Origin of the sequence: Glutamicibacter mishrai (genome assembly GCF_012221945.1) — a bacterium.
Lineage (GTDB): Bacteria > Actinomycetota > Actinomycetes > Actinomycetales > Micrococcaceae > Glutamicibacter > Glutamicibacter mishrai.
Map to the genome: position 1 here is coordinate 1,671,450 of NZ_CP032549.1, position 16,730 is coordinate 1,688,179.

Below are 16,730 nucleotides of genomic sequence, written 5' to 3' on the forward strand. Positions count from 1 at the left end.
CTCTCAAGTTGGATAACAACCCGAGCCTAGATAAGACCTAATGTCCTGTCAATCTTTTTCTACTGCTGCTGGTTGAACCGAGCCAGATCCGCAGCGCCAATCAACCCTGAGGCCGGACCCAACTGCGCTTGGCTGATCTTTGCGAAGGGACGGTAGCCCCTGCCCGAGAGCGTACGGCGGTAGGTCTCTTCTGCTTTGGCTACCAATTCCTTGGAAGCCGCGCCGAGGCCGCCACCAATAACGATGGTGCCCGGATCCAGGACCGAAACGAGGTTGGAAATACCTAGACCCAACCACTCACCCATATCGGAGATGAGGTCTGCACAGGCAGGATCACCCTCGATGGCCAACTTGGTAACTATCGCACCGGTGACAGCTTCAGGGTTATCCCCCACGGCTTCACGCAGGCGGAAAGCCACCGGTGATTTACTGCGGACAAGCTCGGCCCCTTCGCGGCCCAACGCGTTGCCCGAAGCGTACTGTTCCCAGCAGCCGCGGTTGCCGCAGGCGCAACGATGTCCACCAGGAACCATCACCTGGTGCCCGAATTCTCCGGCAATGCCAGATTTGCCTCGGTGGACCTGGCCGCCAAGGATCACTGCTCCCCCAATGCCGGTTCCTAGGGTCAAGCAGACCATGTCGCTCTCTCCTTGACCGGCACCAAAACGGTGCTCAGCCCAGCCCGCGGCATCGGCGTCGTTGACCAAGGTGACTTCGTGGCCGACAAGTTTCATCAGTCGGTCGCGCACCGGTTCATTGCGCCATGACAAGTGCGGGCTGAACAGCACGTTCCGGCCCTTACGGTCCATCCATCCGGCGGCCCCAATGCCGACCGGTAACCCTTCATTGCCTCCGGAGAGCTCATGGATGACTTCCGCAATGGCACGTTCGATCCCTGCCACGTCGTGGTTGGGGGTATCTCGATGAACCTGCCCGGACACATTTCCCGCTTCGTCCACGAGGGCGGCAAGTATCTTGGTACCGCCGATGTCGACACCGATGGAAAGATTAGCTGAACTCACAATTTTCCAGCTTAGACCCTCCGGGGCCAAAGCGAGTTCAAATGTGCTGAGGTCAACTGCTTACAGCGGGTGGCGCGGTACTAGCCCGCTGAATGAATCGGGTGGGAACGATGGAGGTTCCAGGCTTGTGCTCCCGGGTGCGTAGTTGCTCCAGAATTGCAGCCACGCTGCGCCGACCTACCTCGGCGAAGTCTTGATGAATAGTGGTCAGCGGGGGCGAATAGGCGGGCGTATCGGCCGAATCGTCAAATCCGACCACGCTCAGATCCTCGGGGATCCGGCGGCCTGCTTCAGCCGCCGCGCGATACAGCCCCAGAGCCATTTGATCATTAGCGCAGAACACGGCGGTGCAGTCAGGATCTGCCAGCAGAATGCTGCCTGCCTCGTATCCTGAAGCAGCGCTCCAGTCTCCGCGCATCACTTCCTTGGCCTCAAGTCCGGCCTCGCTCAGGCTTTCACGCCATCCGTCCACACGGCGCTGGGCAGCGAAGGATGATTCTGGTCCGGCCAGGTGCCGGATGTTGGTATGGCCAAGTTCAATTAGGTGCCTTGTGGCTTGCCGTGCCCCGTCGGCCTGGTCGGTGTCGACCACGGTGTACTCGTCGCCCGCGTCGGAGTCGACCACTACCGTAGGCACCCCGCGAGGCAGTACCACTTTGGCTCGGTCCAGCAGGTGGACTTCAACGATGACCGCTACCGCGTCAACCGCCAGCTCTTCCAGCCGGCCAAAGGCATGCTCCACGCCGCTTTGGGTTGGCAAATCTACCGGGATAAGGGTGACGGCGTAACCTGCTTTGGCTGCCGCGACCGAAATCGCTTGGATGGTTCGATGATTACCCACTGCTTCCAGCGAAAAAGTAATGACCCCGATGGTGTGAAAGGAACCGAGTTTCAGCGCTCGGGCAGCGCTGTTGGGCCGGTAACCCAGCTCGTCCATGGCCTTGAGCACCAGTTCTCTGGTTTCAGGGATGACTCCGGGATAACCGTTGGAAACCCGCGACACCGTTTGCGAGGACACCCCGGCATGCCGTGCCACGTCCCCCATGGAAACGTGGCGTTTTCGTCCCCCGCGAGAAGCTTTTCCATTAGTCATAACTGACAGATTACCGTCGAAAACAATTTTGGAGGTTGGCGCAACCTGTCTCACACCCTAGGATGTTTACGTAAACATAGCACCGTCGCATCTTGGCGGTTGAGCCAGGAGAAACTTACATGCAACACCACCGCTGGTTGCGAACCCCCGCTTCAAAGCAACCACGCCTATCATTCGGCGCCGACTACAACCCCGAGCAGTGGCCCCGCGAGGTCTGGGATGAAGATGTCGCACTCATGAAGCAGGCAGGGGTGGATGTCGTCAGCGTCGCCATATTCTCGTGGGCGAAGCTACAACCAACGGAAAACAGCTGGGACTTCGCCTGGCTAGACGAAGTGATCGACCTGCTCCACACCAATGGAATCGGCGTAGATCTGGCCACTGCCACCGCATCCCCTCCAGCGTGGTTGAGCATGAAGCACCCAGAAATCCTGCCCGTGACCAGTGAAGGCAACACCCTGTGGCAAGGTGGACGTCAGCATTGGCGTCCGACCAGCCCGGTCTTTGGCAAATACTCCCTGGCCCTGGTGGAAAAGCTGGCCGAACGCTACAAGGACCACCCGGCGATAGTTGCGTGGCATGTAAATAACGAGCTGGGCTGCCACAACGCCTACGATTATTCCGATGACGCTGCCGCAGCCTTCCGCATCTGGCTCTCGGAACGCTACGGCACTATCGAAGCGCTGAATCATGCCTGGGGTACAGCGTTCTGGGCGCAGCGATACGGCAGCTTTGAGCACATCCTTCCACCAAGACAAGCCGCCGCCTTCCCGAATCCCACTCAGCAGCTGGACTTCTCGCGCTTCTGTTCGGATGCACTCAAAGATTATCTGGTGGCCGAACGCGAAGTACTGCGCCGCATCACTCCGGATATCCCGGTGACCACCAACTTCATGATCATGGGCGAAACCGGATTTGCTGACTACTCCGACTGGGCTCAGGAAGTGGACTTTGTTTCCAATGACCACTACCGCCAACCCATTGAACGCTCACGTGATGAACTAGGGTTCTCGGCGGCACTGACCTCCGGGGTAGCGCACGGCGAACCCTGGTTCTTGATGGAGCACTCAACCAGCGCGGTGAACTGGCAGCCGATCAACCGGCCGAAGGCGCCTGGAGAGCTGACTCGTGATTCCCTGACCCATGTTGCCCATGGTGCCGACGCGGTCTGCTATTTCCAGTGGCGGCAGTCGGCCGCCGGTGCCGAGAAGTTCCATTCGGCCATGGTTCCGCATGCCGGCCCTGACTCTCGGGTCTTCCGCGACGTGGTGAGCCTCGGTGAACGACTTGGTCAGCTGTCTCCAGTGTCCGGCAGCCACCGGGCACCATCACGGGTGGCGATCCTTTTTGACTGGCATTCATGGTGGGGCAGTGAGTTGGATTCGCACCCGACCGACCAGCTGCGCTACCGCGATGAGGCGTTCGCCTGGTGGTGCGCGCTGATCGACGTGGGGGTCCGTGCCGATGTGGTGCCGGTCAGCCATGACTTCTCCGGGTACGACATGGTCATCACACCTGTGTTGTATTCGGTGCCGCGACCTTTGGCGCAGCGTTTGGATGACTACGCTCAGGGCGGTGGGCATCTGATCACCACCTACTTCTCAGGCATCGTTGACGAGAACGACCATGCCTGGCTCGGTGGTTACCCGGGCGCGCTGCGTGAAGTACTGGGCATCCGCGTTGAGGAGTTCCGCCCTCTGCACCACGGCGAAACCGTGTCATTGGGATCCGTCCCCGGGCGCGGCGAACTGTGGAGCGAGATTGTTGATATCGCCTCAGAGAACGTGAGCATTGTGGCGAGTTTTGAGCAAGATGAGGAACTTGGCGGACTGCCTGCGGTGACCCGGCGTGCCCTGAAATCTGGCAGCGCCAGTTATGTCGCAACTTGTCTGGATTCTGAAGCTCGCAGCGTAGTGCTGCAGAAGCTACTGAACGCTGCGGGTATCGGATCCGAACTTCCTGAGGCGCTACGCGGGCAGGTGGAGTTAGCCGTTCGCCGTGGTGAAAACTCGGACTTTGCCTTCCTGATCAACCGGACCAATACCGAGTTGAGTTTGGAAGGTTTTGCCGGGCAGGTCATCGGCGGCCCCGATGCTCCGGGCACCAGAGGCATCCTAGATGGCCGTGCGGTGGCCGTCTTTGAAATCGAGCACCAGAACTAATTGCAGATAGTAACGAATAAGGCGAGGCGCCTCGCAGATGGAGGGCCTCGCCTTATTCGTGCAATGACTACGGAAATTAGACTCGCGACTGGGAAGCGCGGTAGGCGCTGTCCACCATCTCTTCGAGAGTATGGCGCATCTGCCACCCCAAGTCACGAGCCGCCAGCTGTCCGTCGGCCACAATTCGTGCCGGATCGCCTGGGCGGCGTGCTTCTTGGATCGCGGTGAACGGGACACCGGTCACCTTGGCCACCGCGTCCATGATTTCCCGCACGGAAACCCCGTCGCCAGAGCCAAGGTTGTAGACCGGTTCCAGCTCGGTGCCGGCTTCCAACTTCTTCGCCGCCTCAACGTGGGCCAGCGCCAGATCCGCCACATGGACGTAGTCGCGCACGCAGGTGCCGTCGGCAGTGTCGTAGTCGGTACCGAAGATCTTTGGGGCCTTGCCTTCATTGAGGGCTTTGAAGACAAGTGGGAACAGGTTGTGCGGGCTGGCATCAAAGAGTTCTTCGCTGCCCGAGCCCACCACGTTGAAGTAACGCAATGAGGTGTGCTTCAGGCCCATCGCCACCGCCTGATCACGAATCAGCCATTCACCAATCAGCTTGCTCTGGCCGTAGGGAGATTCCGGGAAAGTACCGGTCTCCTCGGTGACCAGGTCAACCGATGGGGTGCCATAGACTGCAGCGGAAGAGGAGAAGACGATATTCTCAACTCGCGCGTCGGCCATGGCCTGCAATAGGTTGGCGGTACCGGTGACGTTTTGTTCAAAGGTCAACAGCGGATTTTTTACCGATTCACCAGCGTACTTGTATCCCGCAAGGTGGATCACCCCTCGCACCTGGTGGCGCATAATGATGTCGGTGAGCTTTTCGCTGTTCAGAATGTTGACCGAATAGAAAGGCACGTCCTGCGGAACAAATCCGCGCACTCCGCTGGACATGGAATCAACGACAATTGGTTCCATAGACACCTCGGCCAACGAACGGACAACGTGCGACCCAATGTATCCGGCACCGCCGGTAACTAACCAACTCATGCCCGTCCTGCTCCTTGATCCGCAACAACAGTGAAAATGTTCGGCAGAGTGTACCCAGCCTGCTCAAAGGCGGAGATCACGGCGTTGCTCACGGCTTCGATCTGTTCTCGTTTGATCAGCGCAATGGAACTCCCACCAAAACCGCCACCGGTCATGCGGGCTCCGATGGCGCCAGCTTGCAAGGAAGCTTCAACCGCCACATCCAGCTCGTCACACGAAATCTCGTAGTCATCACGCATCGAAACATGTGACTGGTACAGAAGTTTTCCAACCGCTTCCAAATCCCCATCTTCAAGGGCTTTTACGGTATCCAGAACACGCTGATTTTCGGTCACGATATGCCGAGCGCGGCGACGGATCAATGGATCCGCAATAGCTTCGAGCTGGGCAATACCATCAATTTCGCGTAGCGACGATACCTGCAGAATTGCACTGGCTTCTTCGCAACTGCGCCGGCGCGCGGCGTAACCACCATCAACGTGCGAATGCTCCACGCGAGTATCAATCACCAAAACGACCGCATCATTTTGTGCCAATGGCAGTGGAACAGTCTGCGCTTCCATGGAGCGACAGTCCAGGAATAATGCATGTTGTGCCTCGGACATGAGTGAGGCGCTTTGGTCCATGATGCCGGTGGGTGCGCCAACAAATTCGTTTTCAGCCTGCTGGGTCAGCTGGGCCATGCGCGTGTGCGAAAGTCCCAGTTCATACAGGTCGTTGAGAGCTACGATGGTGCTGACTTCTAAGGCATGGGATGAGGACAACCCGGATCCAACAGGAACATCAGAATCCACCAGCAAATCAAAGCCTGAAATTTCTTCTTCATCGAGCTGGTTCAAGGCCCACGCCACGGCAGCTGGATAGGCGGCCCAGCCACTGACGGAACCGGGCTGCAATTCGTCCACTGCAACACTGCTGATTTCAGGGATCTCTGCATGGCCATAAGTCGAGGCCAAATTCAGCTGGTTGCCGTCCTGCTCACGAGCAGATTTCCGGCGGATCGCTACGAGGGCGTTCTTATCGATAGCAAACGGCAGCACGTATCCCAAGTTGTAGTCGGTGTGCTCTCCGATGAGATTAACTCGCCCCGGAGCGCGCCAGATCCCCTCCGGATGATGCCCGTAAAGCTTGAAGAAATTCTGACGAAGATTTTCAGTGCGTTCCAGAGTTTCTGGGTTATTGCTGTTGCTGTTGCTGTTGCTCAAAGCGATACCTCACGCAGTCGTGCAGCCGTCTGTTCCGGCGTAATGTCATTGATGAAGGCGCCCATGGCGGCTTCGGATCCAGCCAAGAATTTGAGCTTGTCAGCTGCGCGTCGTGGACTGGTTAGTTGTAGGTGCAGTCGTGTGGCTTCACGGTCGGCATCATTAATTGGTGCTTGGTGCCAGGCAGCAATATACGGAGTCGGGGTGTCATACAGGCCATCAAATCGGCGCAGCAGATCCCGATACATGATTGCGAGTTCGTCTTTTTCTTCCTCGGTCAGTGCAGCAAAATCTGGCACGTGACGGTGTGGCACTAGATGCGCTTCCAAGGGCCAGCGAGCGGCGTAAGGAACAAATACAGTGAAGTGCTCGCCGCGCGAAACAATGCGTGATCCGTCGGCAATCTCTGACTCAAGGATCTCTCCGAGCAACGCTGTTTGCGTCTTCTCGAAGTGATCCCGGGCCCGCTGCGCGATCTTTTTCGCAGTGGGTGTCACATAGGGGTAAGCGTAAATCTGACCGTGCGGATGGTGCAGGGTCACACCAATGTCCTGACCTCGATTTTCAAAGATAAAAACCTGCTCAATGCCTTCTTTGGCCGAAAGTTCCCGGGTGCGATGCGCCCAGGCTTCGACCACTGTGCGGGCTCGCTCATCAGTCAAGGAACCGAAGGATCCAGCATGATCTGGGGTGAAAACAACTACCTCACAGCGGCCTACGGCTGGCACTGGAGCGTCCGTAATTGGTGCTCCGAGTTCCGGAGAGTGGATCTGGCCTAGTGCTGGGCCAAGGGATGGGAAACGGTTTTCAAAAACCACCACATCAAAATCTTCGGTCGGGATTTCACTGTGGCGTCCGCCCACACTCGGGCACAGCGGACACTGTTCCTTGGGTGGCAGGTAGGTGCGCGACTGACGGTGTGCTGCAACGGCAACCCAGTCTCCGGTCAATCGGTCAAGGCGCAGTTCTCCGGGTTCACCACGAGGATCAAGTTCACGATCGTCGATGATTTCGGTGGGAATAGCATGCCCAGGATCTGCGAAAAATACTGATTCGCGACCATCAGCCAATCGATGGCTAATCCAGTGGTCGGCGAGCGCTTTGGCCTCGAAATTTTCGTCTACCATCAGGCCTTCTCCAGTCGTAGGTCATGAATGTGCTCTGAGATGGCGTCTACATCCGCGAGGGACAATCCGTCATCGGTGATGAGTGTGTCAATGGCGTCGAGCTCGGCAATTCGGTAGAGACCTTTGGTTCCGAATTTGCTGTGGTCGGCGAGCAATACGTTGTTGTTGCTGTGCTCGAGGAAGAGTCGATTAACGTCAACTTCCATCATGTTTGGTGTACTCAGGCCGTCTTCAATGCTGAATCCGTGGACGCCCATGAAGCAACGATCTACGTGCAGCGATGCGATGGAGGCTGTGGCCAGCGGTCCCACTAGGGCATCTGAGACGGTACGCATGCCACCGGTGAGAAGTACTGTTTGCCCTTCCACCGGAGCATCCTGAAGTAGGTCTGCGATCCTGGGCGAATTGGTGACCACGGTAATACGTGGAACCTGGCGTAGTGCCCGTGCGAGTGCGAAGGTGGTAGTTCCGGAGGTCAGGGACACCGACATTCCCGGTTCTACGAGCTTGGCGGCGGCCGTTGCGATCGCTGCCTTTTCTGGTAGCTGTAACTGGGACTTGCTCTGGAAGCCTGGCTCATCCGCAGAAGACCCCGATTGCAGCTCTGCTCCGCCGTGGACCTTGTTCAGTTCGCCGTCTTTGACCAATCGGTTCAAGTCGCGTCGCACTGTCATGTCTGATACGCCGAACTCCTGTGCAAGATCTGCAACTTTAGCAGCACCGGCAGCGCGGACACGTTCCAGAATTAGCTGGCGGCGACGCCCTGGCAGAATTTCGCTCACAGTCTCTCCTACTTTCTCGCCGCACGCGACAGTGTTGATTCCTGTTCATAATCTAAACATATAGATGTTTATTTCAACAGTCTTGTTGTTTACTTATGTTCATTCTACTATGATCTAAACCACAGACCTGACAACGTTGCCCCTAAGGCCTTCAACGAGGAACGCACATGACTCAGCATGCAGAACAACTAAACATCAACACGCAGTGCCATGTTCACTTGAACAGTGGTGACGTGTCAGTACTTATAGATCTCGGTGAACAACAACTACCATCCATCGTCCACTGGGGCGCATCGCTCGGACAGGTTTCCGCTGCCCAAGCGACCACCATGACCAAGGCCAATGTCAACCACTTCACTTCGAACAACCAAGACCTCCCGGTACGCCCTGACATTCTCGGTTCCCTCCACGCAGGTTGGTCAGGGCGCCCAGGACTCAGCGGAACTCGCGTCGGTCAAAACTGGTCCCCTAAGTTCACTCTCACCTCAGCTAGCCTGAACAGCACCAACGAGCGGCAAATCTGCATCACTGACGGCCTGATCAGCGCCTCGGCAGCAACCCTGAACATCGTTGCGGTTGACTCCCACAGCAACCTAGAACTGACGGTCGATATCGAACTGACCACGCAGGGCGTACTACGCACCCGCGGAACACTTCGCAACACTGCCTCCGAGGCCTACCAGGTTCACGAATTTGGCCTCATCCTCCCACTACCAACCCATGCCGCCGAGATCTTGGACTTTGCCGGCCACTGGGGCAAAGAACGCGTTCCACAGCGCCGAGAACTAACCATCGGTACCCACCTGCGTGAAAACCGCAAGGGTCGCACCGGAGCGGATGCCGCCTATGTACTGAACGTCGGCGAGCCAGGATTCGACTTTGCCAATGGCGAGTTGTGGGGACTGCACCTGGGTTACTCCGGCAACCAGCGTGTCTGGGCTGAGAAACTCTATGACGGTAACCGTGCCTTTGGCGCCAGTGAAATTCTGGCACCGGGAGAAATTGAACTTGCACGCGGCGAAACCGTCAGCACCCCATGGATTTACGGCATCTACGGCGTCGGCCTCGACGAGCAAGCCCACCGACTTCACAGCTGGCTGCGTGGTCGCCCCTCACACCCAAAGCGCGCCCGTCCGGTGACCCTAAACGTGTGGGAAGCGGTGTACTTCAACCACGACGAAACCAAGCTGAAGCAGCTGGCGGATCGTGCTGCAGAACTCGGCGTGGAGCGTTACGTTCTGGATGATGGCTGGTTCGGTTCACGCCGCGATGACACCTCAGGACTAGGCGACTGGACCGTCTCCCCAGAGGTATGGCCTCAGGGTTTGAATACATTGATTGACCACGTCACCTCGCTGGGCATGGAATTTGGCCTGTGGTTTGAACCAGAAATGGTCAACATCGATTCTGACGTAGCCCGCGAACACCCTGAATGGATCATGGCACCAGCAGGACGCCTGCCGACCGAGAGTCGCAATCAGCAGGTACTGAACCTGGCCATCGACGAAGCTTACGCTCACGTCCGTGACCAGATGGTGGCAGTTCTCGAAGCTCACAACATTGCCTACATCAAGTGGGACCACAACCGGGACCTGCTCGAAGCCGGCAACCAGCTCACTGGCAAGGCGTCGGTACACGCCCAAACCCTGGCCGCTTACCGTCTAATGGCCGAGCTTAAGGAACGCTTCCCAGAACTTGAAATCGAATCCTGCTCCTCCGGCGGAGCTCGTGTTGACCTCGGCGTTCTGGAATTCACTGACCGTGTTTGGGCTTCGGACGACATCGACCCATTTGAACGTCAGCAGATGCACCGCTGGACCCAGCAGCTCATTCCTGCCGAGCTAATGGGCTCCCACGTAGCTTCCGGCGCTTCACACACTACGCACCGCAATCACAGCCTGCACTACCGTGCAGGCACCGCGTTCTGGGGCCATATGGGCATCGAATGGGACCTCACCCAAGCGGACCCCGAAGATATGAAGGAACTACGCGCTTGGATCGAAGCCCACAAGGCACATCGCGATCTGCTACACAACGGACGACTGGTTCGCGTGGATCAGTTTGATTCATCCCTGGATATCCATGGCGTAGTCAGCCAAGACAAGACCGAAGCAATCTTTGCTGTGGTCTCCTTGGCTCTGGCTGACACCGACCCCGTTGGAAAGTTCCGTTTCACCGGACTAGATGAATCGCTGGACTACGAAATCCTCGATATCACTCCAGGATTTGAAGCCAGCGCCGAATATCAAGGACGTCACCCACAATCAGCACACCGCGAGCTGAACATGCGCTTGCCAGGCTGGTGGCCTGTAGACGGTCCCGTCACTCTTAGTGGCGCTGGATTGAGCAAGGCTGGCGTCTTCAGCCCGTGGCTCAACCCAGAATCACTGCGCATTCTGCACCTACGTGCACTACCAGCTAAGGGATCAAAATGAGTTCCTCGACCAACTACCGCTCACTGGGCGCTGCGAAACGTAGTCGTGCATCAAAGCAGGACCTGCGTCTGGCCATCATCTTCCTGACTCCAGCAGCCATCGGCTTTTTGGTGTTCTTGGTGTGGCCAACCCTGCGCGGAATCTGGCTGAGCTTCACCTCCTACAACCTACTGACCCCAGCTGAATTTGTAGGCTTCGCCAACTATGAACGCATGCTTGGCGACCCAGTGTTCTGGAACTCGATGAAGGTCACCGTAGAGTACGTGGTCATCAACATCGGGCTGCAAACGGCGATCGCGTTGATCATCGCCTTGCTGATGCACCGGCTGACCCAATCCACACTATTGCGCGGTATCGTCCTGATGCCCTATCTGGTCTCCAACGTCGTGACCGCCATCGTGTTCCTGTGGGTTCTGGACGTTCAGTTCGGTGTAGCCAACCAGGTTCTTGAATGGATCGGCGTGGACAAGATTGGTTTCCTCTCCAGCGAAACCTGGGCCATCCCTACCATCGCGTTGATCAATGTTTGGCGCCACGTCGGATACACTGCTCTACTGATTTTTGCCGGTTTGCAGATGCTACCCAACGACGTTTTTGAAGCTGCCAAGTTGGACGGCGCGGGCGAATTCCGCTCCTTCTTCTCCATCACCATGCCACTGCTACGTCCAATCATGGCGTTAGTGCTGATCATGACCGTCATCGGTTCTTTCCAGGTCTTTGATACGGTCGCGGTGACTACCGGCGGCGGCCCAGCTAACGCCACCAATGTCTTGCAGCTATACATCTACGACGTTGCCTTCGGCCGTTTCCAGTTCGGATACGCCTCAGCAATGTCAGTAGCCCTGCTGCTCGTTTTGGGCATCATCACCTTCATCCAATTCCGCTTGACCCGTGCCGGGTCCAGCGACATGAACTAACGGCGGTTCAACCATGACAACAACAGCAGCTCGTCGCGTAGAAGCGAACATAGAGCCAAAGCCAACCAAAACCCGTCGCAGGCTCTCCCCCGGTCGCATCGTGGCCTGGGCGATCATGATTCTGGTCATTATCGTGACGCTCTTCCCTTTCTACTGGATGCTACGCACCGCGTTATCCACTAACCCCGGGCTGCAGGCTAACCCGGATTCTTGGCTACCACCAGAATTCACCTTTGGTGCCTTTGAACGCGTCTTCGGATTGCAAGACACCGAACAGGCCATCGCTGAAGGCGGGTCGGGAACGCAGCTGAACTTCTGGCGCTACCTGCTGAACTCGGTGTTTGTCTCCACGCTGATTACCGTATGCCAGCTGGCCTTCTCAGCCATGGCGGCCTTCGCTTTCTCACGTTTGAACTGGCCTGGCCGAGACAAGGTTTTTGCGATCTTCATCGGAGGCCTGATGGTCCCTTCGATCTTCACCTTGCTACCGAACTTCGTTCTGATCAAACAGCTGGGCCTGATCGATAATCTGCTAGGCATCGCCCTCCCCACGATGTTCATGACACCATTTGCGGTGTTCTTCTTCCGCCAGTTCTTCTTGAACGTACCTAAAGAAATCGAAGAGGCGGCGCTGCTGGACGGGGTCTCCAAAATGGGAACCTTCTTCCGTGTTGTACTTCCAATGTCTAGCTCGCCACTGGCCACTCTGGGCATCCTGACTTACATCAGTTCATGGAATGACTACTTCTGGCCTCTGATGGTTTCCTACACCGATTCCTCACGAGTACTCACTGTCGCTTTGGGCGTCTTCCGCTCCCAGTCCCCACAGTCCGGAACGGACTGGGCAGGACTGATGGCGGCAACGCTGGTCGCGGCACTTCCGATGATCCTGCTCTTCGGTGTCTTCGCCAAGCGCATCGTTAATTCCATCGGTTTCAGCGGCATCAAATAGGAGATTCTGATGAATGCTAACCAACTTCCCGCAAAGACGCGCGCAGCGCGGTTCACCGCAGTGCTGGCCACCGCGGCACTGGCCTTGACCGGTTGCGCTGGCACCACTGAAAATGCCCAGCCTTCAAACACCATCGATTACTGGATGTGGGACACCAGCCAGCTGCCTTCGTACCAAAAGTGCGCCGCCGGCTTTGAAAAAGCCAATCCTGACTTGAAGGTGAAAATCACCCAGTACGGTTGGGATGACTACTGGAGCAAGCTGACCGCAAGCTTCATCGCAGGCACCGGACCGGATGTGTTCACGAACCATGTCTCGCAGTATCCGCAGTTCGTTTCACTGGATGTGCTCGCACCATTGGATGATTTCAAGGACATCCAAGGTGTGGACCAGGAAGCTTTCCAAGACGGATTGAAGGATCTGTGGACGGGACCGGACGGCAAGCAGTACGGCATGCCCAAGGACTGGGACACCATTGCGATGTACTACAACCAGAAGATTCTGGACGAAGCCGGCGTAGATCCCAAAGAGATCTCCGATTCCCAGTTCTCTCCGGAGGGCGGTGGCAGTTTTGAAAAACTAGTCGCTCACCTCAGCATTGATGCCAACGGAGTTCGAGGTGATGAGCCAGGCTTCGATAAGAACCACGTCAAGGTATATGGTCTTGGGCTTTCCAACGCCGGTGGCGACAATGCTGGCCAGTCACAGTGGGCAGGTTTTGCTGCCACCAACGGCTGGCAGGCCACCGACCAGCCACTGTGGGGAACCCACTACAACTACGACGATCCCAAAGTCCAAGAAACTCTCGACTGGTATTTCGGGCTCAGCGACAAGGGCTTCATGCCTCGCTACGGCCAGTTCAATTCGGCCGATGGTGTCCTCGGTCAGGTCACCTCCGGTTCCGTAGCCATGGTCAGCGATGGTGCCTGGATGAACGCATCCTACATATCGAGCGACACCAAGATCGGCGCCGCTCGTCTGCCCAAGGGTCCGGATGGTACTAGCAAATCCGTAATCAATGGCCTAGCGGACTCCGTGGTCAAGAGCAGCGACAACCAGGAGGGCGGTGCACGCTGGGTGGCTTACTTAGCCAGCAAGCAATGCCAGGATGTTGTAGCCAAGGCCGGCGTGGTCTTCCCATCGCGGACTGACGCCACCAACATCACGTCCAAGATCTACGCACAACAAGGCATGGACCCTACAGCCTTCACCGGGCCGGTCAAAGATGGCAACACCTTCTACCTGCCAGTCACTGACCACGGTGCCGATGTCACTTCGCTGATCATTCCCGCTCTTGAAGATCTCTGGGCGAATCGGCAGCCTGCGTCGACCCTGAACGGAACGAACGACGCGATCAACAACGTGTTCATCAAGTAGCACTCTGCAATCGAAGAAGCAGCCGACAACCGCATGGTTGTCGGCTACATCTTTTGGTGCACAGTGATGGTTGGTGCCGAGTCAGTGATCCTGGGATTCCGCCAACTTCGGCACCGGCATCTGGATCTGCCCGGTTTGGATCTTCTCGAATTCATCCGGTGAGACGACAGGGATTTCGTAGCCTTCCTTGTCGATCAGCTTGCCGTTTTCGAAGTGGTCGCCTTCGATCAGCCCACAGATCTCGTCCTGCTTCACCATGCGAGGCGGAGCGGCTGAGAAGACCGAAGCGTTCTTGGTATTGCCGAAGGTGAATTCATTGAACAGCAGATTCAGCAGAACCGCCATGATGGCTGCCGAAGAAATCCCGGAATGGAAGATGGTCTCGAACCAGGTAGGGAATCCGGCGTAGAAATCGGCTTTGACGATCGGGATGCAGCCGAAGGCGATCGATGCTGCCACGATCACCAGATTCATGCCGTCGTACTTGACCTTCGAGAGCGTGCGGATGCCCGAAGCGGCAACGGTACCGAAGAGCACAATGCCTGCGCCGCCGAGCACTGGGGTCGGGATGGCGGCGACGACGCGGCCGAGCACTGGCAACAGGCCGAGCACCATCAGGATGCCACCGCCCGCGGCGACAACAAATCGGCTGGTGATTCCGGTGATCGCCACCAGGCCCACATTCTGCGCAAAGGCCGACTGGGTAAAGGTGTTGAAGATCGGGGCGATCGCCGACGAGGCCATGTCGGCTCGAAGACCGTTGGCAATGCGCTTCGAGTCGATCTTGGATCCTGCGATCTCGCCCACGGCGAGGATGTCCGCGGTGGTTTCGGTGAGGATCACCAGCACCACAATGGTCATCGAGATGATGCCGCCGATCTCGAAGACCGGCATGCCGAAAGCCAATGGCTGAGGGAAGGCGAAAATTGCTCCCTCGGAGACCTTGGAGAAGTCTGCTTTGCCCAGCAAAGCCGCGGCAATGGTGCCGATGACGATAGCCAAGAGGATGGACATCCGCGAGATCGCGGCGTTGCCGACCTTGGACAACAGAAGGACCACCAGCAGCGTTCCGGCGGCCAACCCGATGTTGGACAGCGAACCGTAATCATCGGCCTTGGCATCTCCGCCCATGGCCCAGTTGGCGGCCACCGGGGTGAGCGAGATGCCGATCATCGTAATGACCACGCCGGTGACCACCGGCGGGAAGAAACGGATAATGCGTGCGAAGAACGGGGCAACAAGCAAGCCGATCAATGCGGCGACAAGCACCGCACCGAACACTGCCGGCAGTCCCCCGCCGCCATTGACGATGGCCACCATGGTGGACACCGTGGCGAAGGAAGTGCCCTGGACGAGAGGAAGCTGAGCTCCGAAGAATGGGATGCCGAGTGTCTGCAGCAGGGTGGCGATGCCACCTACAAACAGACAGCAAGCTACCAATAGGCCGATATCGGCCGGCGAGACTCCAGCGGCGTTGCCGATGATCAGTGGCGGGGCGATGATGCCGCCGTACATGGTCAACACGTGCTGCAGGCCGTAGGCAAAACTCTTTCCTACGGAAAGTTTTACATCCTCAGGCCGGATGGCTTTGGTAGATTCATCAGGTGTAGCGCTCAAGGCTGACCTCCTACGTCAGTCGCTGCCAAGGGTGTGCCGGTGTGTCCGCACCGGCACACCCTCAACGCTGTTCGGTTAGATAAATGCCGGAATATTGGCCCAGATCGGGTGATTTTCTTCCGTACCTTCACGGGTGATGGTCGCTTCGATCAACCCGTAAGGGCGGTCCGCGGCGAAGAAGACCTCATTCGGGTTGTCCTGTCCGAAGACATCCAGGTCCACAAGGAAGTGGTGCTTGTTCGGCAGGGACATCTTGATCTCAGCGATTTCCGGATGGGCTTCCAGTACTGCCTGGCCCATCTGGAACATGGTCTGCTGCAGCGCGTAGGAGTGGGTCTGCGCGAACTGGGTGAGCAGCAGGTTGCGCACCGAGGCGTAGACGCCGTCGAAGTCGATGCCTTCGGCAATGGCCTGATCCGTGTAGCGCCAGCGTGCGGTCACGTCAGTGGCCAAGATGCGGTCGGTGGTTTCCTTCAAGGTCGTGTACTTGTCCCGCGGGAAGCCGTGGAACTCGCTGCCGGTGGACTTCAGGACCGTCAGATCCTCAAGGCCGGCAACAATGGACTTCTTGCCCTGCGCGTCGATCTCCAAGACCGCGGTGCGGACCTCGGATTTGTTCTGCGAGAAGGCATGGTCGTGATCGTTGATGCGGTCCCAGAAGAACTGCTGCGCTGCCCAGCGGCCACCGGTGATCCAGTCGAATTCGCCGGTGAAGTGCTCGCCCAGCTGCACCAGGAACTCTTCGATGGCACCCACGCCGTTGCGGGCCAGGCCGTACACGGTGTTCTTCTGGGTGTCGGTGGCAACAACGCGGGAGTTGTCGCCATCCTGGTGGGCTGCGCTGAAGTCACCGTGCAGCTGGCTGGTGACATTCAGGTCCTGGATCTGATGGCGCTCGGTGTCGCGGGTGATCTTTACCAGGCGTACTTCCGACTTGCCGTACTGGTTGGATCCGAGCACGATCTTGGTCTGGGTTGGGGCGGTGATTTCGGTAGTCATTGT

The 16,730-nt window shown here is 57.6% G+C and carries 13 protein-coding genes; 5 read left to right on the forward strand and 8 right to left on the reverse strand.

Going from position 1 to position 16,730, the window contains the following annotated elements; translation table 11 throughout:
* Positions 1 to 59: 59 nt before the first annotated feature.
* Both D3791_RS07875 and D3791_RS07880 read right to left on the reverse strand, forming a co-directional pair.
* Positions 60 to 1,022: an ROK family protein gene (locus D3791_RS07875; protein WP_172511843.1), complete on the reverse strand. Its 963-nt coding sequence runs from the start codon at positions 1,020 to 1,022 to the stop codon at positions 60 to 62.
* Positions 1,023 to 1,074: 52 nt separating this feature from the next.
* Positions 1,075 to 2,115 carry a LacI family DNA-binding transcriptional regulator gene (locus tag D3791_RS07880; protein ID WP_246242443.1) on the reverse strand — a complete coding sequence of 347 codons (1,041 nt, stop codon included), beginning with the start codon at positions 2,113 to 2,115 and terminating at the stop codon, positions 1,075 to 1,077.
* Between the two features lie 119 nt (positions 2,116 to 2,234).
* Between D3791_RS07880 and D3791_RS07885 the strand changes: the two genes are divergently transcribed.
* Entirely contained in the window at positions 2,235 to 4,277 is a 2,043-nt protein-coding gene (locus D3791_RS07885; RefSeq protein ID WP_172511844.1) for a beta-galactosidase, read from the forward strand.
* Positions 4,278 to 4,353: 76 nt separating this feature from the next.
* Here D3791_RS07885 and galE read toward each other — a convergent pair whose 3' ends face one another.
* Genes galE through D3791_RS07905 form a run of 4 tightly spaced genes read right to left on the reverse strand, consistent with a single transcriptional unit; the run spans position 4,354 to position 8,430 of the window.
* Positions 4,354 to 5,316, reverse strand: coding sequence for a UDP-glucose 4-epimerase GalE (galE, locus tag D3791_RS07890; protein WP_172511845.1), 963 nt, complete (start codon positions 5,314 to 5,316; stop codon positions 4,354 to 4,356).
* Entirely contained in the window at positions 5,313 to 6,521 is a 1,209-nt protein-coding gene (galK, locus tag D3791_RS07895) for a galactokinase (RefSeq protein WP_246242446.1), read from the reverse strand. The genes galE and galK overlap by 4 nt, the downstream gene beginning before the upstream one ends.
* Positions 6,518 to 7,648: a galactose-1-phosphate uridylyltransferase gene (gene galT, locus D3791_RS07900; RefSeq protein WP_172511846.1), complete on the reverse strand. Its 1,131-nt coding sequence runs from the start codon at positions 7,646 to 7,648 to the stop codon at positions 6,518 to 6,520. Before galT ends, galK begins: the two co-directional genes overlap by 4 nt.
* Positions 7,648 to 8,430, reverse strand: coding sequence for a DeoR/GlpR family DNA-binding transcription regulator (locus D3791_RS07905; RefSeq protein ID WP_172511847.1), 783 nt, complete (start codon positions 8,428 to 8,430; stop codon positions 7,648 to 7,650). The genes galT and D3791_RS07905 overlap by 1 nt, the downstream gene beginning before the upstream one ends.
* A gap of 167 nt (positions 8,431 to 8,597) precedes the next feature.
* Between D3791_RS07905 and D3791_RS07910 the strand changes: the two genes are divergently transcribed.
* The 4 genes from D3791_RS07910 to D3791_RS07925 are packed head-to-tail and all read left to right on the forward strand — an operon-like array spanning position 8,598 to position 14,111.
* Complete coding sequence (locus D3791_RS07910; RefSeq protein ID WP_172511848.1) at positions 8,598 to 10,865, forward strand: alpha-galactosidase; 2,268 nt, start codon at positions 8,598 to 8,600, stop codon at positions 10,863 to 10,865.
* Complete coding sequence (locus D3791_RS07915) at positions 10,862 to 11,782, forward strand: carbohydrate ABC transporter permease (protein ID WP_022874576.1); 921 nt, start codon at positions 10,862 to 10,864, stop codon at positions 11,780 to 11,782. The genes D3791_RS07910 and D3791_RS07915 overlap by 4 nt, the downstream gene beginning before the upstream one ends.
* Positions 11,783 to 11,795: 13 nt before the next feature.
* Entirely contained in the window at positions 11,796 to 12,734 is a 939-nt protein-coding gene (locus D3791_RS07920) for a carbohydrate ABC transporter permease (RefSeq protein WP_058255964.1), read from the forward strand.
* 9 nt (positions 12,735 to 12,743) lie between these two features.
* Positions 12,744 to 14,111, forward strand: a complete 1,368-nt coding sequence (locus D3791_RS07925; protein ID WP_022874574.1) for an ABC transporter substrate-binding protein — start codon at positions 12,744 to 12,746, stop codon at positions 14,109 to 14,111.
* Positions 14,112 to 14,192: 81 nt separating this feature from the next.
* Here the strand turns inward: D3791_RS07925 and D3791_RS07930 are convergent, their stop codons facing one another.
* Both D3791_RS07930 and pucL read right to left on the reverse strand, forming a co-directional pair.
* Positions 14,193 to 15,728 (reverse strand): nucleobase:cation symporter-2 family protein, encoded by a 1,536-nt coding sequence (locus D3791_RS07930; protein ID WP_246242449.1) that lies wholly within the window; start codon positions 15,726 to 15,728, stop codon positions 14,193 to 14,195.
* A 75-nt stretch (positions 15,729 to 15,803) separates the two neighbouring features.
* Positions 15,804 to 16,727, reverse strand: a complete 924-nt coding sequence (pucL, locus tag D3791_RS07935) for a factor-independent urate hydroxylase (RefSeq protein ID WP_172511849.1) — start codon at positions 16,725 to 16,727, stop codon at positions 15,804 to 15,806.
* Positions 16,728 to 16,730 lie beyond the last annotated feature (3 nt).

Coding starts and splice junctions, on each gene's coding strand:
- D3791_RS07915 (WP_022874576.1), top strand. CDS start 10,862: ATGAGTTCCTCGACCAACTACCGCTCACTGGGCGCTGCGAAACGTAGT.
- galE (WP_172511845.1), bottom strand. CDS start 5,316: ATGAGTTGGTTAGTTACCGGCGGTGCCGGATACATTGGGTCGCACGTT.
- D3791_RS07910 (WP_172511848.1), top strand. CDS start 8,598: ATGACTCAGCATGCAGAACAACTAAACATCAACACGCAGTGCCATGTT.
- galT (WP_172511846.1), bottom strand. CDS start 7,648: ATGGTAGACGAAAATTTCGAGGCCAAAGCGCTCGCCGACCACTGGATT.
- D3791_RS07880 (WP_246242443.1), bottom strand. CDS start 2,115: ATGACTAATGGAAAAGCTTCTCGCGGGGGACGAAAACGCCACGTTTCC.
- pucL (WP_172511849.1), bottom strand. CDS start 16,727: ATGACTACCGAAATCACCGCCCCAACCCAGACCAAGATCGTGCTCGGA.
- D3791_RS07925 (WP_022874574.1), top strand. CDS start 12,744: ATGAATGCTAACCAACTTCCCGCAAAGACGCGCGCAGCGCGGTTCACC.
- D3791_RS07920 (WP_058255964.1), top strand. CDS start 11,796: ATGACAACAACAGCAGCTCGTCGCGTAGAAGCGAACATAGAGCCAAAG.
- D3791_RS07885 (WP_172511844.1), top strand. CDS start 2,235: ATGCAACACCACCGCTGGTTGCGAACCCCCGCTTCAAAGCAACCACGC.